Genomic DNA, 22,460 nt, shown 5'->3' on the forward strand with positions numbered 1-22,460 from the left:
GGGTTCACACGTGGATGCATCGGGCAGGCAGCGGCCCACGATGGCGGATGTCGCCGAGAAGGCGGGTGTGTCCCGCGCGCTCGTCTCGATCGTCTTCCGCAACCAGGCGGGGGCCAGTCGGGAGACACGGGAACGGGTCCTGCGCGTCGCCGACGAGATCGGTTACCGGCCCGACAGCGCGGCCCGGCTGCTGGCCCGCGGCCGCAGCCGCACGCTCGGCGTGATGTTCACCGTGCACCAGACCTTCCACACGGACCTCATCACCGGCATCTACCCGGAGGCCGAGCGGCTCGGTTACGACGTCCTGCTCTCCGGCGCCACCCACGGCCGCAGCGAGGCCAAGGCGGTCGAGGCGCTGCTCAGCCACCGCTGCGAGGCGGTGATCCTGCTCGGCCCGGATGCCGATCCCGGCTACCTCGCCGAGCTCGGACGGCGCACGGTCACCGTCTCGATCAGCCGCCGGGTGCCCCAGGCCCATGTCGACTTCGTGCACTCCGCCGAGGGCAAGGGCGTCCGGCAGGCCATGGACCACCTGGTGGAGCTGGGGCACCGGCGGATCGTGCACATCGACGGCGGACGCGGTCCCGGTTCGGCGGAGCGGCGGCGTGCCTACCGCGCCGCGATGCGCCGCCACGGCCTGGAGGCGCTGGCGCGGGTGATCCCCGGCGAGCACACCGAGGAGTCCGGTATCGAGACCGGCCGGCTGCTGCTCGCCGAACGTGACGGCGGGCGGCCGCTGCCGACGGCGGTCCTCGCCGGCAACGACCGCTGTGCGATGGGGCTGCTGATGACCCTGACCCGGGCGGGCATCGAGGTCCCCCGCGACCTGTCCGTCGTCGGCTACGACGACAGCCACCTCTCCCACCTGATGCCGATCGGCCTGACCACCGTCCGCCAGGACGCGACCCTCATGGCCGAGCACGCGGTCCGCTTCGCCGTCGAACGGCTGGAGAAGGGGGAACTTCCGCCGAGGGAGGCGGTGCTGGATCCGAAGCTGGTGGTGCGGGGAACGAGCGGGCCTGCCCCGGCGGAGCGTCCCTAGGGGGTGTCCGCCTAGCGCGTGCCCTTCTTCGCGAACTCGGCGACGCTGTCGACGTTGTCCTTGGTGACGAAGGCCGGCCCGGTGAGCACGGGGGCGGTGCCGCCGCCGCTGATGTTGCCGTTCGTCTTGTAGAGCCACAGCGCGTCCACGGCGAGGTAGCCCTGGAGGTAGGGCTGCTGGTCGACGGCGAACTGGATGTCTCCGCCCTGGATGGCGCCGACGAGGTCCTTGTTGAGGTCGAAGGTGGCGACCTCGGCCTTGCTGCCCGCGTCCTTGACCGACTGCACGGCAGTCATGGCGATCGGGGCGCCCAGCGTGACCACCTGGTCGATGCTGGAGTCCTTCTGGAGCTTGGCCGTCAGCGTCGACTTCACGGAGGGCATGTCGGTGCCGTTGACGTAGAGGTTCTCCGTCGTGCCCTTGAAGCCCTTCTTCAGGCCGGCGCAGCGTGCCTCCAGCGCGACCTGGCCCTGCTCCTGGATCACGCAGACGGCGTGCTTGGCGCCCTGTTGGTCGAGGCGCTCGCCGAAGGCTTGGCCGGCGATGTTCTCGTCCTGGCCGAAGTACTCGAGCATGCCGAGCTCCCGCCAGTTGTCCAGGCCCGAGTTGAAGCCGACGACGGGGATGCCGGCCGCCTTCGCCTTGGCCACGACCGCCTTCATGGCGTCGGGCTTGGCGGCGGTGAGCGCGATGCCGTCGACCTTCTGGTCGATGGCGTTCTGTACCAGGTTGGCCTGGTTTCCGGCTACGGGGTCGCTGGAGTAGACGAGCTTGATGTTGTCCTTCGCCGCAGCCGCCTGGGCGCCCTTGCGGATCAGGTCCCAGAAGGTGTCGCCGGGTGCCGCGTGAGTGACCATGGCGACGGTCATCCGCGGGGTGGTGGCCTTGCCGGCGGCGTCGGTGCCGCCGGTCTCGGCCTGCTTCCCGCCGGAGCCGCTGGAGCAGCCGGCGGCCAGCAGGGCGCCCACGAGGACGGCGGTGGTCAGGGCGGCGGATCTGTGGTGTCTGCGCATGTCGGGTGCACCTCGGTGTGCTGGGGAGGGCGGGCCGTGCCCGGTCCGGGGAGGCAGCTGGAGCGCGCCACTAGCGCGCTCTAGTGGCAGGTACTATGCGGGCGCCTTCAGGTGATGTCAACAGCTTTGTCAGGACGTTCCAACAAAACGGGGCCGCCCGCACACACCGGCAGCGCTCGGCGTGTGCGGGCGGCCCCGCGGGCGGACGGTCCAAACCGCCCCGGTCGGTCCTGCTCAGCTCTCCGCGGTGCTGATGTTGACCATCCAGGGGACGCCGAAGCGGTCCGTGCACATGCCGAACACGTCGCCCCACATCTGCTTCTCCAGCGGTACCGACACCGAGCCGCCCTCGGACAGCTTCTCCCAGTAGCCGGTCAGCTCGGCGGCGTCGTCGCCGCTCAGGCTCACCGAGAAAGGCTGGCCCGGCGCGGACTCCATGCCCGGTGGGTTGTCGGCGCCCATCAGGGTGAAGCCGCCGGCGGTCTCCAGCATGCCGTGCATGATCTTGTCGGCGTTCGGGGCCTCCGCCTGGCCGAAGTCGCCGTATGTGTTGAGGGTCAGGGTGCCGCCGAAGACCTCCTGGTAGAACTCCAGCGCCTGCCGGGCGTCGCCGTTGAAGGACAGGTACGGGTTGAGACGCGAGACCATGAGAACCTCCCTGAAGGGGCCGAGGGCCATGTGCGCGCAGCGTAACGCCGGGCTGTGACAACGGCTCGTCGAGCGGCGCCGTGCCGGGGGCGGAACGGCGTCGGCACCCGCGAGGGGCGTCGGCCCCAACTGCGCTGCCGGTGTGGCTCCTTGGGCTCAGGGGAAGGACAGCGCTCATGACATCGACCACCTTCCGCTTCGGCGGGGACCTGGAAGTGCGCCGGCTCGGTTTCGGAGCCATGCATCTGCCGACCGAGCCCGGCCCCGGCCGGGAGAACGCCCTCGCGGTCGCCCGGCGGGCCGTGGAGCTGGGCGTCACGCTGATCGACACGGCGCACCTGTACGGCGGGGGAGCGAACGAGGAGCTCCTCGCCGAGGCCCTGCACCCTTACCCGGAGGGGCTGCTGATCACCACCAAGGTCGGTGTCGCGCGCATCGAGGGCGAGTGGAGGCTCGACGGGCGGCCCGCCACCCTGCGCGACCAGGTCGAGCAGGCCCTGCGCCGGCTGCGCGTCGAGCGGATCGAGCTGCTCCAGCTGCACCGCATCGACCCCGCGACACCGCTCGCCGACCAGCTCGGTACGCTGCGGGACCTGCGGACCGAGGGCCTGATCGGCCGGATCGGGCTGTCGGAGGTCACCGTCGACGAACTGGCCCGGGCCCGGGAGATCGCCGACATCGAGAGTGTGCAGAACCGCTACAACCTGCTCGACCGCGAGCACGAGCCGGTGCTCGACGCCTGCGCGGCGGCCGGGATCGCCTTCCTGCCGTGGCGGCCCGTCGCCTGGGGGAAGGCGGGTGCCGAGGCGGAGATCGCGGCCGTGGCGGCGGACCTCGGTGCCACGCCCACACAGGTGGCGCTCGCCTGGCTCCTCCACCGCTCGCCGGTCGTCCTGCCGATTCCCGGCACGGCCCGCATCGAGCACCTGGAGGAGAACCTCGCCGCGGCGGACATCGACCTGACACCCGCCCATCGCGACCGCCTCGACCGGCTGGCCGAGGGAGCGGGGGCCGCCTCAGCAGCGGACTGAGACAGGGGCCCCGCGGGCAAGGGGGGTATGAAAGCGGGCTCCACGAGGGTTCAGGCCTCGTCGGACGACCCGTTGTTCCAGTCGTACGGGCCCCCGCCACGCCACTCGATCAGCTCCGTGTCGTCGACGGCCGTGTCGGTGGTGGGCAGGCCCTCGCGGTGCAGCAGGTCCAGCACGTCGAAGAGGCTGTAGGCGACGCCCATGCGTTCGCCGTGGATGGTCACCAGCCGTCCGCCGTCCGACGCGGGCGGCTGCACGACCACAGGGGGTTGACCGTCCATGACCCCACCATGCTCCCGAAACCGCCGGTTCGCAGCTCGGCCGGGCCCATAAGGGGGCCTGGCCGATGCGATCCGGCCCGGCCCGCCGGACGAGCCTCCGGCGTCGAGGGCCTGTGCGCCGGTGACAAGGCCCGATCCGGAAACTGAGTTCTCATCAGCACCCCCTGAGCGCCCTCCCTCCGCGGTCCTAGCGTCCGTGGCATGGACATGAACCAAAGGACAAGAGGGAAGTGGCGCGGTGCCGCACTGGCGGTGCTGCTGACCGCCGGGACGCTCACGGCCGCCGCCCCGGGAGCCCGGGCCGAGGGCGCGCGGACCGAGACGCCGGTCGCGTCGACGTCGCCGGTGACCGGGGTGACGGAGTCGCTGGTGCGGGTGAGGACGCCGCTGCCGGAGTCGGCCGGGCCGCGTCCGGCCGCCTGCGACTGGCTGTCGTACCTGCGCTACCGCTCCGCCGACGGTCCGGCCGCCTCGGCCGACGCGGACCGGATCCTCGTCGCCCAGCCCGGCATCCTGGAAGGAGCCGGGGCGTTCGACAGCGTGGCCCGCAACACCGTGGCGCGGGCCGCCGAGCAGGGCCTGCACATCGAGTTCTGGGCGCTGGACCGGCGCTCCAACTGCCTGGAGGACCGCACCGGCATCGCCTCGGGCGACCAGCACACCGCCGTCGACTACTACTACCGCGGCAAGCAGGTCGACGGCCGGACCTTCGGCGGCTACGCCGGCAACGCGGAACTGGGGTGGATGGCGAAGCTCGGGATCGAGCAGACCGTACGCGACCAGTACGACCTGCTCACCGCCGAGTTGCCCGACCCCACGCAGCGCAAGCGGAAGGTGCTGTGCGGCGGGCACTCGCTGGGCGGTGTGATCACCGGGTACTTCGCCGCCGCCGACTTCGACGGCGACCGGGCCACCACGGCGGACGCGGGCCACAACCAGTGCGCCGGCTACTTCGCCCTCGACACCACCGTCTCCACCTCGCTCGCCGACCTCAGCGGCAGCCTGCCGGACGACACCAACCTGCCCGACATCGGCCTCGGTTACGGCGTGATCCAAGCCGGGCTCGACAGCGGGGTGCTGCCGCGCACGCTGTCCGCGCCGGTGCTGCTCAACCCCGAGACCATGACCCTGCTCGGCATCGCCGGGATGGGCGCCCTCAAGGACCCGGAAGCCGAGGCCGACCTGCCCCGGTACCTGCCCTCCAACCTCAACATCGAGGCGACCCACCGCTTCCTGTTCTCCAAGGACACCGCCGCCTTCCTCACCGGCAAGCCCGCCGTGAAGGACTTCCGCCTCACCAACGGGGCGGTGCTCGGGGCACTGCTGGACGACAACTCCGTACCGCTGGCGTTCCTCCAGACCAGCGTCGGCTTCTTCGACGGCGGGCCGATCGCCGACAAGAGCTTCCCCGTGGCCAACGGCGGCGCGCAGCAGCCCGGCCTGTACGGCACCGCGTACAAGGCCATCCCGGACCGGCCGCAGGGGCCGCTCTACACCTGGCGCAACTACGACCGCGTCGGCGACCCCGACGACCCCGGCCACCGGTCGGCCGACGGCACGCCGTTCACCGGCGCCGGCGAGGAGGTCACCGACGTGCGGCAACTGGCCCGCAGCCTGGCCGAGCAGCCGCTGGACTTCACCGAGCAGTACTTCCCGACCAAGCTGGTGACGGACATCCAGCTGTCCACCTCGCCTCAGGTCAAGAAGCTCGTCGTCCATCCCGGCGGCCTCACCGCCAACCCGGTGCTCACCGTCCTCGCCGGTGAGGGACTCCTGGCCGGCCGGGTCCCGGCCGAGCTCCACCCCGTGGTCGCCCAGGGCTACCAGCACCTCGACGTCCTGACCGCCGCGCCCACCCAGAACAACGGCCGGCCCGAGACCGTCTCCACCAGCCTCGCCGCCTTCGCGCGCTCGCCGCGCTGACCTTCCGCGCACGCGCGAAAGGGCCCGGGAGGAAAGCCTCCCGGGCCCTTCGGTTGCCTGCCGGAGATCAGAGCCTGCCCGCGGCGAACGTGGCCGCCCGGTCGGCGTCGTCACGGTAGCCGAGGTGCGCCCCGACATCGCCGCCGCCGCTCTCGCAGACGGGGTCTCCCTTGGCGCAGATGTCCAGGGTGCGGCTCTGGTACGTGCCGGTGACGCTCTTGCCGAGGGCCCGGATCGGGTTGCCGAACAGCAGCACCGCGGCGACCTTCGGCTCGACCGCCGCGGGCAGCGTCGCCACGATCGGGCTGCCGACCACCGCGCCCGCGCTGCTGATGCCGATCGAGTTGTCGACGACGTTCGCGCCCTGCGAATAGCCGACGAGAACGAACCGCTGATTCGGACAGGCGGCGGCCTGGCTCCTCACATGGTTCACCAGGTCCGCGTTGCCCTGCGCGGCAGACGTCGGGGAAAGGTCCGCCGGATAGTTCACCTTGTAGCTGGACATGCTTTTGCCCGCCGCTTTCTTCTGGAGTGCGGAATACACGGGGTCGCCGACGATGAAGCCGAGCGTGCCCGGCTCGAAGGTGCCGCGCGCTGCGACGACTTCCACGTCAGAGCAGGCCGCGGCCGTGGCCGAGGGAGCCGAGAGGGTGGCCAGACCGGCCCCGCCGACCAGTGAGAGCGCGGCGAGACACAAACGGATACGCATGGGGGATCCTCCGCGGGTGAGGCGCGTGGAGCGCCTGCGAAAAAGGACGGCCCGAACGTATTCGCTGTGTCTCCCGGAGTGTTATGGACGGGATTATGGAATCGCCGCGGTTTTTTATTGAGAATTGAGTACCGGGATTCAGTTCTGTGGTGTGCGCAGTGACTCCGCGCGCAACGCGAGAATCAGATCGAGGCGGGTTTCCGGGTCGTGCAGGGCGTCGCCGAAGAGCTTCTCCAGCTGGCGCAGGCGGTAGCGGACCGTCTGCGGGTGGATGTGCAGCCGTGTGGCGACGTCCGGCACGTTGCTGCCGCTGAGCAGCCACGCCAGCAGCGTCTCGGCGAGCCGGTCGCGCTGCCCGGCCGAGACCGTGTCGAGCGGCGCGAGGACCCGCGCCTGGAGCCGTTCGAGCAGCGGCTCGTCGCCGTACAGCAACAGCGTCGACAGATGGTCGGCGCACCGCACCACGCCCTGGCGGGGGAGGACCCCGCGGCCCATCAGCCCGAGCGCCCGGGTGGCGAGGCGCAGCGACTGCGCGGCGTCGGTGACCGCGACCGTCGGGCCGATCGCGGCGGGCCGGCCGCGCAGCGCGAGCGTGAACGCCCGGCCGCCGAAGCGGCCGGAGCCGTCCGGATCGGGCACCAGCATGCGCGGCGGCCGGGACTCCATGTCGACCAGCGCGCCCGCCGCGGCCAGCGGCCGGTCCTCCTCCCGCCGGTCCGGCGCCGCCGCGAGCGCCACGACGGCGACCGTGCGGGGCACCGGCCAGCGCGCGCCGTGCGCCAGGTCCTGCACGGCCTCCAGCACCACCGGCCCGTCCTGCAGCAGCAGGTCCAGCAGCCGCCTGCGGCGCCGCTCCAACTCGTCCGAGCTGCGCAGCTGGGCCTCCGCGTAGCCGGCCGCGGCCGCCTGGGCGACCTCGTGCACGGTCCGGAACGCCAGCTCGCCCAGAGCCGCCACGACCGTGGAGTCGAGGCCGAGCTCCTCCGCCGTGTGACCCATCAGCCGCCAGGCGTGCAGCCCCCCGACCCGCAGCGCGGACTGCAACGCGTCCAGGCTGCGGCCCTCCAGGGCCTCGCCGCGCCCCAGTTCGTAGTACGTCGTCGCGATCGCGCCCCCGTCGTCGCGCGGGTCGGCGATGTGATCGACGAACAGGGTCAGCGCCTGCACCACCCCGGCCCGCAGGTTCCTGCCGTACGGCCCGTCGGCGGGCCGCGCGTACTCGGGGACCTGACGGCGGACCTCCTCCTCCACCTGGTCGGCGACTGCCGCCAGCTGGGCGCGCAGCAGCTCCGCCAGCTCGGGCGGCACCGGTGGCGTACGGGGGCGGTCCGGCACCCCGTGCGGGGTGGGCACAGCCATCACGGGCACTCCTTTCGGCCGGAAGCGGCTCACCCGCGGACTGTTGCCGCTGGGACGAGGGGCAAGTCCTGTGTTGGACGGACGACCCCTGCGCTCCGTTCCGTGCCCCGACGGCACCCCCGTCACTCCGGCACACCCAGAGCACGGGCGAGCATCGGCCACGAGGCGGTGAACTCCCGCTTCCAGTAAGCCCAGTCGTGTCCTCCTCCCGAGTACAAGTGCGTGGTGGCGCGGATGCCCAGGCGGGTGAGCGCGCCGGCGAAGCCCTGCGCCGAGGGCCACAGGGCGCTCTCCAGCACCCCGGGCAGCGGGTCGCCGCTGCCGCCGCCCACTCCACTGCCCTGCGACACGTACAGGGCGGTGCCGCGCAGCCCCGCGGCGCGGGCCCTCGGATTGAAGTCCCGCCAGGTCAGGAGGTTCAGCAGCGGATGGCCCCACAGCGACGCGGCGGGCAGGTTCTCACGGGCCACGATGGCGTCCATGATGGCGGGAACGCCCGGGGCGGTGGTGTCGAGGATGCCGCTGTAGGAGGCCGCGGCCGTGAACGCCCCGGGGTGGCGGGCCGCGTGGGCCATCGCGCCGTAACCGCCGGTGGAGACACCGGCGACCGCCCGTACACCGGAGGCCCGGTAGTCCCGGGCGAGCAGCGCCGGCACCTCCTTCACCTGGAACGTCTCGTAGTCGGGGCCGTCACGCCAGACGCTGGGGATGCCGGTCGGGCCCGCGTCCGGCATCGCCACGATCAGGTCGCGGCCTTCGGTGAAGGCCTCGATGTCGGTCTCCCGGGTCCAGGACCTGTAGTCGTCGTGGGCGCCGTGCAGCAGATACAGCACGGGATACGTCCGCTCCGGCCGCGCACCGAAGTCCGACGGCAGGATCAGCCGGACCGGGGCGCTGCGGCCGAGCGCGGCGGAGGGCACGGACACGTCCAGCGTGCGCGGCCCGAGCCGGGCGGCGGCCCCGGCACGGCCCGTGCCGCCCGCGGCCCCGAACAGGACGGCGAGGCCGGCGGCGGCCGTCGCTCTGGCGACAGTGCGCCGGGAGACTCCGGCAGCGGGCTTCGGCGGCAGGTCGGGCATGACGGCTCCTCGGGTCGGTTTTCAGGGGGCCCGCTCGGCGAGCACCCGGTTGAGATGGGCGGCGATCTCGTCGACGTGCGGCGGATCGAGCAGCGACAGATGGTGACCGGCCACCGGCACGACCTCCAGGCGCGGGCACACCTCGTCCCAGCCCAGCGCCTCGTCGTCCCGTTCGTACGCCGGGTCGCGCACGGTGTGGGACGCGGGTTCGGTGGCCCGGTAGAGCACGACCGGCCCGTCGTACCCCCCGGGCCGGTGCGACTCCCCGATGCCCATGTCCAGGTAGGAGGCGCGCTGGTGCTCCAGCGCCGCGGGCGGCACGTCGGCGGCCTGGCGCAGCGCCCGCAGCACGGTGTCGATGCGGTCCCGGTCGTCGTCCATGGCCACGAGATCGTCGTACGGCAACTCCAGCCGCACCCCGTAGGCGTCGGCGACGTGGCCGGCGAAGCCCTCGAAATGCGCCCGGATCCGCTCGGCGCGCGTCACGCCGGGCCGGAGGAGGGGGCGTACGGAGTCGAGGAGCACGACCAGCGGCACGTCCCGTCCGGCGGCGGTCAGCTGCCGCGCGATCTCCTGGGCGACGAAGCCGCCGAAGGACCAACCGCCCAGCAGGCAGGGCCCGTCCGGGTGGGCGGCGTCGATCGCCTCGGCGTAGCGCCGCGCCTTCTCCGGCACGGTCCCGGCCTCCTCGATCCGCTCCAGCCCGTACACCGGCCGGTCCTGCCCGAGCCGTTCGGCGAGCGCCCGGTAGACGGTGACCGGGCCGCCGGCCGCGTGGACGAGGAACAGCGGTGGCCTCGAACCGGTGGCGCGCAGCGGGCGCAGCGGGGTGTCCTCACCGGGGAGGGCGTGCCGGATCCGGGCGGCGGCGTCCTCGACCGTGGCGGCGGCGAACAGGTCGCGCAGGGACAGTTCGATGCCGAACTCCCGCTCCACGGCCGTGCGGACCCGGACGGCCATCAGCGAGTCCAGGCCCAGATCGGCCAGGGCGGTGTCCGGGGCGACCCGGGTGGGCGGATGGCCGGTGACGGAGGCGATGTGGTGGGTCAGCCGGGCCAGGACCGACGAGGGATCCGCCGCCTCGGCGGGAGATTCCGCCGGTTGCGGGGCCGGCTCGGTGCGGGCTCGTCCGTCCGTCCACCAGTGGCGTACGTGCCGCCACCGGGGCAGCGGCAGGTCGACGACCCGGCCGGGCGGCACGGGCAGCCGGTGGCCCGCCACGTACAGGGCGCCCAGCTGCCCGGCGAACGCCTCCGCCCCGTCGGCGTCCCGGCGCAGGGTGGCCAGGGCGAGCGCGCCGGGCACGGTGTCGGCGACGGCCCCGGTCAGCACCGGGTGGGGTGAGATCTCGACGAACGCCGTGTGGCCGTCGGCCGCGGCCGCCGCGAGCGCCCGGTCCAGACGGACGGGCCGCCTGAGGTTGGCCGCCCAGTGGGCCGCGTCGAACACGCAGTCGCCGCGCGGATCGTCGAGGACGGTGGAGTACACCGGGACACGCGGCCGCCGGCCCCGGACGCCGGACAGCGCCTCGGCGAGATCCGGCAGCAGCGCGTCGACCTGGGGCGAGTGCCCGGCGCCGACGACCCGCATGGCCCGGGCTGCCCGGCCCTGTCCCTCCAGCCGGCGCACGAGCCCGGCCACCGAGGCCTCCCCGCCCGTGACGACCTTCTGCCGGGGGGAGGAGTGCACGGCGACGTGCACATCCGGGAAGTCCCGCTCCAGGGACTCCAGTTCGGCGTCGTCCAGGTCCACCACGGCCATCGCGCCGCCGCTCAGTCCGCTCAGCAGCCGGGCCCGTACGGCGATGACACGCGCCCCGTCCGCCACGTCCAGCGCGCCCGCGCACACCGCCGCCGCGACCTCGCCCATGGAATGGCCGACCACCGCGGCGGGCTCGACCCCGTACGAACGCCACAGCTCGGCGAGTGCCAGTTGAAGGCCGAACAGCACGGGCTGGGCGACGTCCAGGCGGTCGAGGCCGGCCCCGGAGGACAGGTGGTCGTACAGGGACAGGCCGCACTCCGGGGCGAGCTGCGGGTCGAGTTTCTCCACGGCGGCGGCGAACGCGGGTTCCTCGGCCAGCAGCCTGCGCCCCATGCCGGGCCACTGGCTGCCGTAGCCGGAGAAGACCCACACCGTGCCGCGCCCCACCCGGTCGCGGTCACCGGTCACCACCCGCGCGTCCGGGCGGCCCGCCGCCAACGCGACCAGTGCCGCGGAGAGTTCGGCGCGGTCCCGGGCGACCACGGCGGCGCGTACGGGACCTCGGCCGGAGCGCCCGGCCAGGGTCCGGGCCACGTCGGCGGGGTACGCGGTGTGCTGGCGCAGCCAGTCGGCGAGCCGCCCCGCCGTGTCGCGGACGCGCCCCGCGTCGAGGTCGGACAGCACGTGCACGCACGCCACGGCCTCTTCGGCCGGCCGCACGGGGACAAGGCCGGGCGGCCCCTCCTCCAGCACCACATGCGCGTTGGTGCCGCCGAAGCCGAACCCGGAGACCCCCGCGAGGGCGGTGCCGCTGTAGCGGGGCCAGGGCTCCGGCTCGGTCACCACCCTCAGCCGCTCGTCGGCGAGGGACGTGTCCTCCGCGCAGTGCAGGGACGGCGGGATGCTGTCGTGGTGCAGGGCCAGCACGGTCTTCACCAGGCCCGCGATGCCGGCGGCGGACTCCAGATGCCCCAGGTTGCCCTTGACGGAACCCAGCAGCAGGGGCTGGTCCGGGTCGCGGTCCGCGCCGAGCACCGCGCCCAGCGCGCCCGCCTCGATCGGGTCGCCCAGCGGGGTGCCGGTGCCGTGCGCCTCCACGTAGTCGACACGGGCCGCCGCGAGCCCCGCCCGCGCGTACGCGCTCTCCAGCAGCGCCCGCTGGGCTGAGGGGTTGGGCGCCATCAGGCCGTTCGAGCGGCCGTCGGAGTTGACGGCGGTGGCGCGGACGACGGCCAGGACACGGTCGCCGTCCCGCTCCGCGTCGGACAGCCGCTTCAGGATCACGGCGGCGCAGCCCTCGCCGCGCCCGATGCCGTCGGCCGCCGCCGAGAACGGCTTGCACCGCCCGTCCGGTGCGAGCGCGCCCGCTCTGCGGAAGGCGACGGTGACGGCCGGCGACAGCAGCAGGTTGACCCCGGCGGCGATCGCGATGTCGCTCTCGCCCGTGCGCAGGCTGACGCAGGCGTGGTGCACGGCGACCAGCGAGGAGGAGCAGGCCGTGTCGACGGCCAGGCTCGGCCCCCGCGTGTCCAGGACGTAGGCGAGCCGTCCGGCGGTCACGCTCAGCGCGCCCCCGGCCGGCGCCCAGGGATCGACGGCGGCCGGATCGGCGCCCGTGAGCTGCCCGTACTCGGCGGCCGACACCCCGACGAACACCCCCGTCGCGGTGCCCGCCAGGGACCCGGCCGGCACGGCGGCGTGGTCGAGCGCCTCGTGGACGACCTCCAGCAGGATCCGCTGCTGGGGGTCCATCACCGCCGCCTCGCGCGGGGTGATGCGGAAGAAGTCCGCGTCGAACCCGGCGACGTCGTCGAGATAGCCGCCGTACGGATGGGCGTCGGCGGGCGGAAAGGCGGTGAAGTCACGCCAGCGGTCCTCCGGGACGCGCCGGATCGCGTCGCCGCCCTCGCTCAGCAGCCGCCAGTAGCCGTCCGGGCCGTGCACCCCGCCGGGCAGCCGGCAGCCGACCCCGACCACGGCGACCGGCTCGGCCGTCCCGCCCGCCAGCCCGGCCCGCGGCCCGGGCGCTGCCCCGGTTCCCGAGGCAGCCGAGGCTCCTGGGACATGCAGGGCTTTCGAGGCCTCCGGGGCCCCCGAGCCTTCGGTGCGGCACAGCCGCGCCACCAGCGCCTCACCGGTGGGCGTCTCCCACAGCAGCGTCGTCGGCAGCTCGCGGCCCGTGGCCCTCGACAGTTCACCGGCCAGGGCGACGGCGTCCCGCGAGGACATGCCGAGGTCGGCGAGCGGCCGGTCCATCGGAACGTTCTCGGGCGAGGCGCCGTACCAGAGGGCCACCCGTTCGGCGATCAGCCGGCGCAGCGCGCCCTCGTCGAGCGGCCTCATCCCGCGGCACCCGTCGCCGTGCCGGCCTGCCCGCCGTACGCGCCCTCCAGGTACCGGGCCCGGGTCAGAGCCCGCGACACCTTCCCGCTGGAGGTACGCGGCACCGTGCCCGGCGGCACGACGACGACGTCGGCGAGCCGCAGCCCGTGCCGGGCGGAGACGGCACCGCGCACGGCACGCACCACGGCCGGCACGTCGAGCTCGGCGAGGCGCGCGGTCCGCGCGTGCTCCGCCACGATCACCACCCGCTCGACCCCGTTGCCCGGCACGGCGAACGCCGCGAGCCGGTCCCGGCGCACCGCCGGGTCCGCGTCCTGGGCCGTCGCCTCGACGTCCTGCGGATAGTGGTTCCGGCCGTCGACGATGATCAGGTCCTTCAACCGCCCCGTGACGACCAGCTGCCCCTCCAGAACCGTCCCGAGATCACCCGTGCGCAGCCAGCCGCCCGGAGCGGCCGCGGTGTCCGCGAACTCGGCGCCGAAGACGTCCCCCGGTCCCCGGTTCCAGTAGCCCCGGCCGACATTCGGCCCCTGCACCCAGATCTCGCCGACCTCGCCCTCCGACAGCAGGGCCCGGGTCACCGGGTCGGCGACCCGGACCCGTTGGCCCGCCGGAGTGCCGCAGCCCGCCAGCAGCACCGCCCGTGGATCGTCCGGCCGCGCCGGCAGGGCCTTGCCGGCGGCCAGGGCGTCACGGTCGAGCGCGAACCGGCTGAGCGGCTCACCCGGCCGGGCCGCGCAGACGAACACGGTCGCCTCGGCCAGCCCGTACGACGGGCAGTGGGTCTCCGGTGCCAGGCCCTGACCGGCGAACGCGGCGTGGAAACGGTCGGCCGTGCCCGGGCGGACCGGCTCACTGCCGTTGATCAGAGCCGTCACCCGGTCCAGCCGCAGCCCCTCCTTCTGGTCGGCGGAGACGCTCGCGGCGCAGTAGTCGTAGGCGAAGTTGGGCGCGGCGCTCACCGCGTCCGGGTGCGCGGAGAGCAGCCGCAGCCAGCGCACCGGCTCGTGCAGGAAGGCCGCCGGGTCCATCAGCACCGACAGCAGCCCTCGTGCCACCGGGGCCGCGACGCTGAGCACCAGTCCCATGTCGTGGTAGAGCGGCAGCCAGCCCACGCAGGTCACCGGGCGGGCGTCGGCACCGTAGGCGGTGAGTGCCTGGCGGGCGTTGGCGACGACGTTGCCGTGGCTGATCTCCACCCCCGCCGGGGCGCGGGTCGAACCGGAGGTGTACTGCAGATAGGCGGTCGCCTCGGCGTCCGGCGGGACGGGCCGCCAGTCCCGGGAGGCGTCGTCGGGCACCTGGTCCGCCACGACGATCCGCGGTCCGTCGGGCCCGAGGACGTCACGCACCTCGTCCAGACAGCGGCTCGTGGTCACGACGGTCGAGGGACGCGCGTCGGCCAGGACACCCGCGAGCCGGTCCGCGTGCCCGGGCAACCCCGGCGGATACAGCGGCACGGCGACCGTCCCGGCGGCCAGGGCCGCGAGGAAGGCGGTCACGTACTCCGTGCCCTGCGGACACAGCAGCGCGACCCGGTCTCCCGGACCGGCCTGACCGGCGAGCCGCGCGGCCAGCGCCCGCACGCGCACGTCCAGGCGGCGCCAGGTCAGCGTGCGGTGAACGCCGCGCGAGTGCGGTGCCGGGTGCTCGACGAAGGTGAACGCCCGGCGGTCCGGGGTGCTTTCGGCCCAGTGCCGGACGTACTCCGGCAACGTGGGGCACACGGGCGCGAGCGGGGGGCGGCGGCTGTCCATCAGGCGGGGCTCCTCACGGCGCGGATCGGCGTACGGCGCATCGCGCGTACGGCGCGCATCGGCTCTCGGTGCGGATCGGATTGCGGTGCGGATCGGATTGCGGTGCGGATCGGATTGCGGTGCGGATCGGATTGCGGTGCGGATCGGTCGCGGGGCGCGAACGGGGAGGTCAGAGCGGGATGTTGCCGTGTCGGCGTTCCGGCATCGGCGCGCGTTTGCCACGCAGGGCCCGCAGCGCGCGGCAGACCTGCTCCCGCGTCTCGCGCGGCGCGATGACGGCGTCGACATAGCCGCGTTCGGCGGCGAGATAGGGCGTGCCGTGGGTGCGCTCGTATGCGGTGAGCAAGCGGGCGCGCAACGCCTCGGGGTCGTCGGCCGCGGCGAGTTCCCGCCGGTGCAGAACGCCCACGGCCCCCTCGGCGCCCATGACGGCGATACGGGCGGTGGGCCAGGCGAGGTTCACGTCGGCGCCCAGATGCTTGGAGCCCATCACCGCGTATCCGCCGCCGTACGCCTTGCGCACCACGACCGTGACCTTGGGGACGGTCGCCTCGGCATAGGCGTACAGCAGCTTCGCTCCGCGCCGGATGATGCCGGCCCGCTCCTGCCGTACCCCGGACAGATAGCCGGGCACGTCGGCGAAGGTCAGCAGCGGGATGCCGAACGCGTCGCAGAACCGCACGAACCGCGCCGCCTTCTCGGAGGCGTCGATGTCGAGGACCCCGGCGGCGTGCAGCGGCTGGTTGGCGACGACACCCACCGAGCGGCCCTCGATCCGGGCGAGGGCGCAGATGATGTTCGGTGCGAACAGCTCCTGCACCTGGAGCAGTTCACCGTCGTCGACGACGGCGTGCAGGATCACCCGCATGTCGTACGCCTCGCCCAGCCGGTCCGGGACGACCTCGTCGAGCGTCGCCCCCGGCGGGGCGTGCCCGGGGGCGTACTCCGGGGGCCGTTCCAGGTTGTTGGCCGGCAGGTACGACAGCAGGTCGCGCACGGTGTCGAGGGCGTCCTCCTCGTCGGCGGCCAGGAAGTGGGCGTTGCCGTTGACGGTGTTGCTGGTGCGGGCGCCGCCCAGTTCCTCGGCCGTGGTGCGCTCGCCGGTGACCGTCTCGATGACGTCCGGGCCGGTGACGAACATGTGCGAGGCGCCGTCCACCATCACCGTGAAGTCGGTGATCGCCGGCGAGTAGGCTGCGCCGCCCGCGCACGGCCCCAGGACGACCGAGATCTGCGGGATCACCCCGGACGCCTTGACGTTGCGGCGCACCAGCTCGGCGTAGAGGGCGAGCGAGGCGACACCCTCCTGGATGCGGGCACCGCCGGAGTCGTTGAGTCCGATCACCGGGCAGCCGGTCTTCAGGGCGAGATCCATCAGCGCGACGGTCTTCTCGCCGAAGGCCTCGCCCATGCTGCCGCCGAACACCGTGGAGTCCTGGGCGAACACGCACACCGGGCGGCCGTCGACCGTGCCGTACCCGGTGATCACCCCGTCGCCGTAGGGACGGCGGGTGCCGACCTCCGCGGCGGGCCGGGCCCGGACGAACAGGCCGGTCTCCGTGAAGGAGTCCTTGTCCACGAGCCGTTCGATCCGCTCGCGGGCCGAGAACTCCCCGCGTCCGCGCGGCCCGCCCGGGGCCACCGCCTGGCCCCGGCGGCGTTCCAGGCCGGCGACGCGCTCCGCGGTACTCCCGGGCACGTGCGCCGCCGTCTCCCCCGGACCGGATGCTGTCACGTCTGTGCTCACAACCACCTCCGAAGCGGTTCTCGAATATGGCAGCGAGGTGGGGGAGCGCCGGGCGGATCGCCGTTCTGTGTGGGGGAGATGAGTCCATCGACGCGGGCTTTCATCCCCGCGTGACAAGCACCGCCGGTCCGGCCGCCGAGGGGGCCGGCGCGATTCAGCTGCCCGAGTGCTGAATGCGTTCTCCTTCTTCTATTGGACCTCGGGCCGACCGGCGTCCACGCTGGAGTGCACCATCGCCCGACAGCCGGGACGACAGCCGGAAGAGGTCACGAGCACATGCACACCCGCCGCATCGGTGATGTCGACGTCAGCGCGATCGGCCTGGGCGCGATGCCCATGTCCATCGAGGGACGACCCGACGAGGAACGCTCCCTCGCCACCATCCACGCCGCGCTCGACGCCGGGGTGACCCTGATCGACACCGCGGACGCCTACCACCGGGACGCCGACGAGGTCGGTCACAACGAGACCCTGATAGCCAAGGCCCTCGCCTCCCACGACCGCGGCGGCGACGTCCTGGTCGCCACCAAGGGAGGTCATCTGCGCCCCGGTGACGGCAGCTGGACGCTGGACGGCAGCCCCCGCCACCTCAAGGAGGCCTGCGAGGCGTCCCTGCGCCGGCTCGGCGTCGAGGCCATCGGGCTCTACCAGTTCCACCGCCCCGATCCGCGCGTCCCCTATGCCGAGTCCGTCGGCGCGATCCGGGACCTGCTGGACGAGGGCAAGATCCGCATGGCCGGCATCTCCAACGCGAACCCCGAGCAGATCCGGCTGGCCGGCGAGATCCTCGGCGGCCGTCTGGTCTCCGTGCAGAACCAGTTCTCCCCGGCCTTCCGCTCCAGCGAGCCGGAGCTGGACCTGTGCGATGATCTCGGCATCGCCTTCCTGCCCTGGAGCCCCCTCGGCGGCATCGCGAGGGCCGGCGAACTCGGCTCGGGTCACGCCGCGTTCGCCCGTATCGCGGAGGCACGCGGCGTGAGCCCGCAGCGGGTGTGCCTGGCGTGGATGCTCGCCAAGTCGCCCGTGGTCGTCCCCATCCCGGGCGCCAGCCGCCCCGAGACCATCCGCGACTCGCTCGCCGCCACCGACCTCACCCTGATGCCGGAGGAACTGGCGGAGCTGGACGCCGCCTGAGCGGACAACGAGACCCGGGAGCGGCCACGGGCGGCTCCCGGGTCTCGTGCTGCGGACACCGGTGAGGTCACCACGCCCACCCCTGGTGTACACGGCCCTGCACAGCGGTCAGCTTGCCTGACGGCCCGTCAGAGACGATCAGTTTTTCGTCAAATCCGTCCCTGGTGAGAAAAACGTGTGAATGTTTCCGCGTGGTTCGGGCATACGCAGCGAAAACAGAGAGAGGGGCGCTACGTGCTCGTACCGGACCGGAAGGTCGTCAGGGAGTTGCTGACGCAGTACGCGTCGCTGAGGATCGCTCAGGCGGAGAGGCACGTGCCGACGGCGGCACGCCGGCTTGAGGACGTCAGCTACACGCTGTGCGTGATGATGGGAACGTCCGACATCACCGACGCCATCGCCAAGGCCGACACCCTGCTGCTCACCAAGGAGCGGTCCGAGGAAGCGGACGCGGACGGAGAGAGCGGTCTGACGCTGGTCGGCTGACATCTCCTGACATCTGGTCAGTCCCGGAACCACCGGGTACCGCCCCGGCGGCCTGTGAACGGGCCGCCGGGGCGTTCGCCTTCCCGTGGAACGCCGTGCGATACGCGTACGGGGTCGTGCCCACCACCTTGCGGAACCGCTCCCGGAACGCCGTCGGGGAGCCGAACCCCGCCTGCCGCGCGATCCGTTCCACGGAGTGGTCGGTGTTCTCCAGCAGGTACTGGGCGCGCCGCACCCGCGCCCGCAGCAGCCACTGCAACGGCGTCGTGCCGGTCTGCTCGCGGAAGCGGCGGCTGAAGGTCCGCTCGCTCATCCCGGCCCGCTCCGCCAGCGCGCTCAGCGTCACCTCGTGCGCGAGGTTGTCCTCGATCCACTCCAGCAACGGCTCCAGCGCCGACCCCCGGGGCACCGGAGGGTGCTCGTGCACGATGAACTGGGCCTGTCCGCCCTCCCGTTCCAGCGGCATGACCGACATCCTGGCGATGTTCGCCGCGACGGCCGACCCCAGATCCCGCCGGATCATGTGCAGGCACAGGTCCAGCGCGGCTGCCGCTCCGGCCGAGGTGAGGATCTGCCCGTTGTCGACGTACAGCACGTCCGGTTCCACCTCGACCCGCGGGAAACGGCGGGCCAGCTCACCCGCGGCCACCCAGTGCGTGGTCGCGCGCAGCCCGTCCAGCAGCCCTGCCTCCGCCAGCACGAAGGCACCCACGCACACGGACGCGATCCGGGTGCCGGCCCCGGCGGCCTGCCGCAGCGCCGCCAGCACCCGGGCGGAAGGTGGCGGGGCGTCGGGGGAACAGCCCGGCACGATGATGGTGTCGGCCTCCGCCAGCGCCTCCAGACCCCGGTCGACGCGCAGGGTGAAACCGCCGTCCGCCCGCACCTCCGGCGTCTCGGCACACAACCGGACCCGGTAGGCCGGCCGCCCGTCCGGCATCCGGGTCCAGGCGAACGTCTGCTGGGGCGCCGCCATGTCGAACGGCACCACTCGGTCGAGAACCAGGATCGCCACGGAGTGCATGACCGCCACCCTAGGCGCATTCCCGCCAGACGCGTGAACCGCCGGTGTGCCGGCCCGCGGCACAAGAGGGCAGGTCACAGGAGTTGGCGGGAATCCGTCGGAAGCTGTCGTTTCAGCCCATGGGCGATCACGTCCGGGCTCCCTAACGTGGGCCCGGCACGGTCGATCGCATCATGGAAAGAGTCCCGGTGACCAAGATCCTTCTGTCCCTGCACGTGCTGGCCGCCATCGTCGCCATCGGTCCCGTGACCGTCGCGGCCAGCATGTTCCCGCCCGCGGCGCGCCGCGCCGTCCCCGCGGGCGGCGACGCCCCCGACCCGTCGGCGGTGAGCACGCTCGCGCTGCTGCACCGCATCTGCCGCGTCTACGCCGGCATCGGACTGACCGTCCCGCTCTTCGGGTTCGCCACCGGTGCCGCGATGGGCGTCCTGGGCAGCGGATGGCTCGTCACGTCCATCGCGCTGACCGCCGCCGCCGCGGGCATCCTGGTCGCCTTCGTCCTGCCCCGCCAGGAGGAGGTCCTCGGCCAACTGAACGGCGAACAGGCCGTCGAGCACCGGAACACCGTTCAACTCGCCATGTTCACGGGCATCTTCAACCTCCTGTGGGCGACGGTCACCGTCCTGATGATCGTCCGGCCGGGCTCCACGACAGGAGCCTGAGCCCCGGCTTCCGGAGATGGGCTGGCAACGCTTCGGCACCTGGGCGGCCAAGCGCACCTGGCCGGTCAGCTGATGCCGCGCGGCCAGCACATAGCCGGACTCGTAGGGGTCCTCAATGCGAGAAACGCGCCTGTATCCGCAGCGAAAGGGGGCATCCGCTGGGCGGACGCCCCCTCTCAGCCGCAGTCTGCTCACCCCGACGCCTTGTGGGCACGGTACTGATTAGCTGCTTGGGCCCGCTGCCGTGCCGTCCACCTGCTGCGACTCCACAGCCCTGCTCGGCACCAGAACAACAAGGGTTCTGCGCGCTTCGTGCCGCAGCGTGCGGCGCCGAGCAAAGGTCGCAGTAAGAGCGAGGATCGAGACCGTGCCACCGTAAAACGCGGCGGCAATCGTGGAGAGGAGCCCGATCGTCATCGGGCACGCACCTTTCTTCCCCCCGTCCGGCCCGCCCGGATCACAGCCCGGGGTAGGCGTTGATGCGTTGCCTCTCCACCTTACGCGCGCCGTCAACTCCCCCTGCATGCAACGCCGGCAGCATGTCGGTCACCCTTCCGATGCTCGACGAGTGCCATCACGCGCCGCTGGAGAGCGCGGCCAGAGCCTGGTCGGTGATCAGGGCGGTACGCCGCGTCCAGAAGTCCGCGTTGGTGCAGGCGGCGGCCGGCAACCAGGTGCGCAGGCGGGTGAGTCACCGCGATGCCCCAGCGCATGGTCAGCGGACGCCTGGCCGCTACCCGTTCCGCTGAAGTGCTCCGGAGCAGTCGCACGAGTAGCCCGCTATTCGGCCTCGGGCTGCGAGGTGTCCGGCCCAGCTCTCACCGGCCCATCGTGCGGGCCCACCCACTTGCTCCGACAAGCGCGGCTACGTCTTCTTCAGCACCCCAACCACTGCAGCTCTGCTCATCTGGATGCGGAGTTGAGTTTCGACCTCATCAAGCGATCGGCCGATACACCAGGGCCGCACGCACATGCCAGGGCTCTGTCGGCCTGTCCGGCGGGTGAGCCGCAGGCTCCGGGCGGTCACGGCGTCTGCGTCATTCGCGTCCGCGTCCAGCAATGGCGCCTCCCAGAGCGCTTCGAGGCTTTGGCGTGCAGCCGGATGACCCGTCGGCGCTGTCCGGGAGCTCCACGACAGGAGCCTGAGCCCCGGCTGCCCGCATGTCACGGATGTCCGGTCTGCGTCAAGTCCACCCGGGGAATTCACACTCCGGGACACCTGTCCGCCTACACTCGGCTCTCTCGCCCCCGCACGGGGCCGACGAGCAGAAAGGCGCGTTGACGGGTGTTCCAGGATTCCCCCATCTACGACCGACTCATCGCGGAGTGCGGCGATGTCCCCGCACAGGTTCGCCGTGAGGCCGAACGCGTGAGCAGGGAACTGGAGCTGGTCATGCGGCCCGCGCAGTCCCACGGCTACGACCGCCCGCACTCACCGGGCACCGGGTGGCAGCGTACGGCCATGCTGCCCGGGCCGCGGACGCAGTGAAACAGGACCGGTGGACGGCCGGCCCTGGCGCTCAACAGGCCGTCCGTTTCGCGCCGTTGACGTGCGACGGCTCCTCGGGGACCGGGCGGGCCAGCCACTCGGCGATGCTGCGGGCGATCGGCTGGCCCGTCTCCACCTCGACGAACCCGAACTGCCCCGACTGATTGCACTCCAGGAACCACCAGGTCCCGTCGGCGTCCTCGACGAAGTCGAAGGCACCGTACGCCAGTTCGGCCTCGCGCAGATAGGCCCGGACGCCCGGCGCGATGCGGGACGGCACGTCGGTGGGCCGCCACGGTTCGCCGGGCGCGGCGAACCGCACGTCGACCTCGTCGGGGTCCGCGTCCGCGGCGGCCACCTTGCGGGCCGCCAGCATCCGGTCGCCCACCACGGTGAGACGGATGTCGGCCCGTTTGGCGATCCGCCGCTGAAACAGCGTCGGCCCGAACGCGACGGCGGAGAAGTCCGTGTCCGGCGCGACCCGGCTGGTCGGCACGGCGCGGGGCGGGTCCTGCGGATGCGCGCCCGACACCGGTTTGACCACCAGGTCCGGGTAGCGCTCCGAGAACTCGCGGGCGGCACGCGGGAACGTCGTGATCAGCGTCGCCGGCACGGGCAGGCCGCACCGCTGGGCCAGACGCAGCTGCCAGGGCTTGTGCCGGGCCCGGCGGGCCGCGTCGGGGTGGTTCATCCAGCGCGCGTCCGAGCCCCGCAGCATGCCGTAGAGCGCCTGGGCGGCCTCCTCGGTCAGCCACGCGGACGGCTGGGTCGCCCGCCCGGCCGGAGTGCCCGGCCGACGCACCCAGACCGACCGCAGTCCGCCGATGCTCACCAGCCGCCCCCCGGCGGACAGGTGGCCGCGGAAACTGCCGTGGACGTACTCCCCGGACAGCGCGACACCGCCGGTCAGATCGGCGGGGTCGACGCGGACCACCGGAGTCCCGGCCGCGTTCAGGTGCACGACCACCATGTCCGCGGTCACGTCCTCCTCACAGGTGAGGATCAGTACCGTCATCTTCGGCGGCCCGC

General features: G+C 72.9%; 19 protein-coding genes. 7 read left to right on the top strand and 12 right to left on the bottom strand.

What is annotated here, in order from left to right; translation table 11 throughout:
* Positions 1-40: 40 nt before the first annotated feature.
* Positions 41-1,042 (top strand): LacI family DNA-binding transcriptional regulator, encoded by a 1,002-nt coding sequence (locus tag GTY47_RS02520; protein ID WP_010038097.1) that lies wholly within the window; start codon positions 41-43, stop codon positions 1,040-1,042.
* 11 nt (positions 1,043-1,053) lie between these two features.
* Here GTY47_RS02520 and GTY47_RS02525 read toward each other — a convergent pair whose 3' ends face one another.
* Positions 1,054-2,055, bottom strand: coding sequence for a substrate-binding domain-containing protein (locus GTY47_RS02525; protein ID WP_010038099.1), 1,002 nt, complete (start codon positions 2,053-2,055; stop codon positions 1,054-1,056).
* A 234-nt stretch (positions 2,056-2,289) separates the two neighbouring features.
* Positions 2,290-2,703 carry a VOC family protein gene (locus GTY47_RS02530; RefSeq protein ID WP_010038101.1) on the bottom strand — a complete coding sequence of 138 codons (414 nt, stop codon included), beginning with the start codon at positions 2,701-2,703 and terminating at the stop codon, positions 2,290-2,292.
* Positions 2,704-2,879: 176 nt separating this feature from the next.
* Here GTY47_RS02530 and GTY47_RS02535 point away from each other — a divergent pair, with 176 nt between their 5' ends.
* On the top strand, positions 2,880-3,734 hold the full coding sequence (locus tag GTY47_RS02535; protein ID WP_010038102.1) for an aldo/keto reductase: 855 nt from the start codon (positions 2,880-2,882) through the stop codon (positions 3,732-3,734).
* Between the two features lie 50 nt (positions 3,735-3,784).
* Here the strand turns inward: GTY47_RS02535 and GTY47_RS02540 are convergent, their stop codons facing one another.
* Positions 3,785-4,015, bottom strand: a complete 231-nt coding sequence (locus GTY47_RS02540) for a hypothetical protein (RefSeq protein ID WP_029181052.1) — start codon at positions 4,013-4,015, stop codon at positions 3,785-3,787.
* A gap of 201 nt (positions 4,016-4,216) precedes the next feature.
* Between GTY47_RS02540 and GTY47_RS02545 the strand changes: the two genes are divergently transcribed.
* Complete coding sequence (locus tag GTY47_RS02545) at positions 4,217-5,938, top strand: hypothetical protein (RefSeq protein WP_231911203.1); 1,722 nt, start codon at positions 4,217-4,219, stop codon at positions 5,936-5,938.
* 67 nt (positions 5,939-6,005) lie between these two features.
* Here the strand turns inward: GTY47_RS02545 and GTY47_RS02550 are convergent, their stop codons facing one another.
* The 6 genes from GTY47_RS02550 to GTY47_RS02575 form a co-directional block, all read right to left on the bottom strand.
* The gene (locus GTY47_RS02550) at positions 6,006-6,647 is read right to left on the bottom strand and encodes a cutinase family protein (protein WP_010038108.1); all 642 of its coding nucleotides are present in this window, start codon (positions 6,645-6,647) and stop codon (positions 6,006-6,008) included.
* A gap of 138 nt (positions 6,648-6,785) precedes the next feature.
* Positions 6,786-8,006, bottom strand: coding sequence for a PucR family transcriptional regulator (locus GTY47_RS02555; protein ID WP_010038111.1), 1,221 nt, complete (start codon positions 8,004-8,006; stop codon positions 6,786-6,788).
* Between the two features lie 122 nt (positions 8,007-8,128).
* Positions 8,129-9,085: an alpha/beta hydrolase family protein gene (locus GTY47_RS02560; protein WP_010038113.1), complete on the bottom strand. Its 957-nt coding sequence runs from the start codon at positions 9,083-9,085 to the stop codon at positions 8,129-8,131.
* 21 nt (positions 9,086-9,106) lie between these two features.
* The gene (locus GTY47_RS02565; protein WP_010038115.1) at positions 9,107-13,132 is read right to left on the bottom strand and encodes a type I polyketide synthase; all 4,026 of its coding nucleotides are present in this window, start codon (positions 13,130-13,132) and stop codon (positions 9,107-9,109) included.
* Complete coding sequence (locus tag GTY47_RS02570; protein WP_010038117.1) at positions 13,129-14,889, bottom strand: fatty acyl-AMP ligase; 1,761 nt, start codon at positions 14,887-14,889, stop codon at positions 13,129-13,131. The genes GTY47_RS02565 and GTY47_RS02570 overlap by 4 nt, the downstream gene beginning before the upstream one ends.
* A gap of 169 nt (positions 14,890-15,058) precedes the next feature.
* Positions 15,059-16,588, bottom strand: a complete 1,530-nt coding sequence (locus tag GTY47_RS02575; protein WP_010038119.1) for an acyl-CoA carboxylase subunit beta — start codon at positions 16,586-16,588, stop codon at positions 15,059-15,061.
* Between the two features lie 324 nt (positions 16,589-16,912).
* On the opposite strand from GTY47_RS02575, the gene GTY47_RS02580 reads away from it, so the two are divergent.
* Together GTY47_RS02580 and GTY47_RS02585 are read left to right on the top strand one after the other, a co-directional pair.
* Positions 16,913-17,770, top strand: a complete 858-nt coding sequence (locus tag GTY47_RS02580) for an aldo/keto reductase (protein ID WP_010038121.1) — start codon at positions 16,913-16,915, stop codon at positions 17,768-17,770.
* 234 nt (positions 17,771-18,004) lie between these two features.
* Positions 18,005-18,256, top strand: a complete 252-nt coding sequence (locus GTY47_RS02585; protein ID WP_010038122.1) for a DUF5133 domain-containing protein — start codon at positions 18,005-18,007, stop codon at positions 18,254-18,256.
* On the opposite strand, the gene GTY47_RS02590 is transcribed toward GTY47_RS02585, so the two are convergent.
* Positions 18,192-19,280 (bottom strand): helix-turn-helix domain-containing protein, encoded by a 1,089-nt coding sequence (locus GTY47_RS02590; protein WP_202457742.1) that lies wholly within the window; start codon positions 19,278-19,280, stop codon positions 18,192-18,194. The genes GTY47_RS02585 and GTY47_RS02590 overlap by 65 nt on opposite strands.
* Positions 19,281-19,468: 188 nt before the next feature.
* On the opposite strand from GTY47_RS02590, the gene GTY47_RS02595 reads away from it, so the two are divergent.
* A complete protein-coding gene (locus GTY47_RS02595; protein WP_010038126.1) occupies positions 19,469-19,942 on the top strand; it encodes a membrane protein in 474 nt (157 codons plus the stop codon).
* 222 nt (positions 19,943-20,164) lie between these two features.
* On the opposite strand, the gene GTY47_RS02600 is transcribed toward GTY47_RS02595, so the two are convergent.
* Positions 20,165-20,359, bottom strand: a complete 195-nt coding sequence (locus GTY47_RS02600; RefSeq protein WP_010038129.1) for a hypothetical protein — start codon at positions 20,357-20,359, stop codon at positions 20,165-20,167.
* A gap of 868 nt (positions 20,360-21,227) precedes the next feature.
* On the opposite strand from GTY47_RS02600, the gene GTY47_RS02605 reads away from it, so the two are divergent.
* Entirely contained in the window at positions 21,228-21,431 is a 204-nt protein-coding gene (locus GTY47_RS02605; protein ID WP_010038131.1) for a hypothetical protein, read from the top strand.
* A gap of 31 nt (positions 21,432-21,462) precedes the next feature.
* Here the strand turns inward: GTY47_RS02605 and tgmB are convergent, their stop codons facing one another.
* Positions 21,463-22,446, bottom strand: coding sequence for an ATP-grasp ribosomal peptide maturase (gene tgmB / locus GTY47_RS02610; RefSeq protein ID WP_010038135.1), 984 nt, complete (start codon positions 22,444-22,446; stop codon positions 21,463-21,465).
* Positions 22,447-22,460: the final 14 nt, after the last annotated feature.

This window comes from Streptomyces sp. SID5464 (assembly GCF_009862985.1).
Taxonomy (GTDB): domain Bacteria; phylum Actinomycetota; class Actinomycetes; order Streptomycetales; family Streptomycetaceae; genus Streptomyces; species Streptomyces chartreusis_D.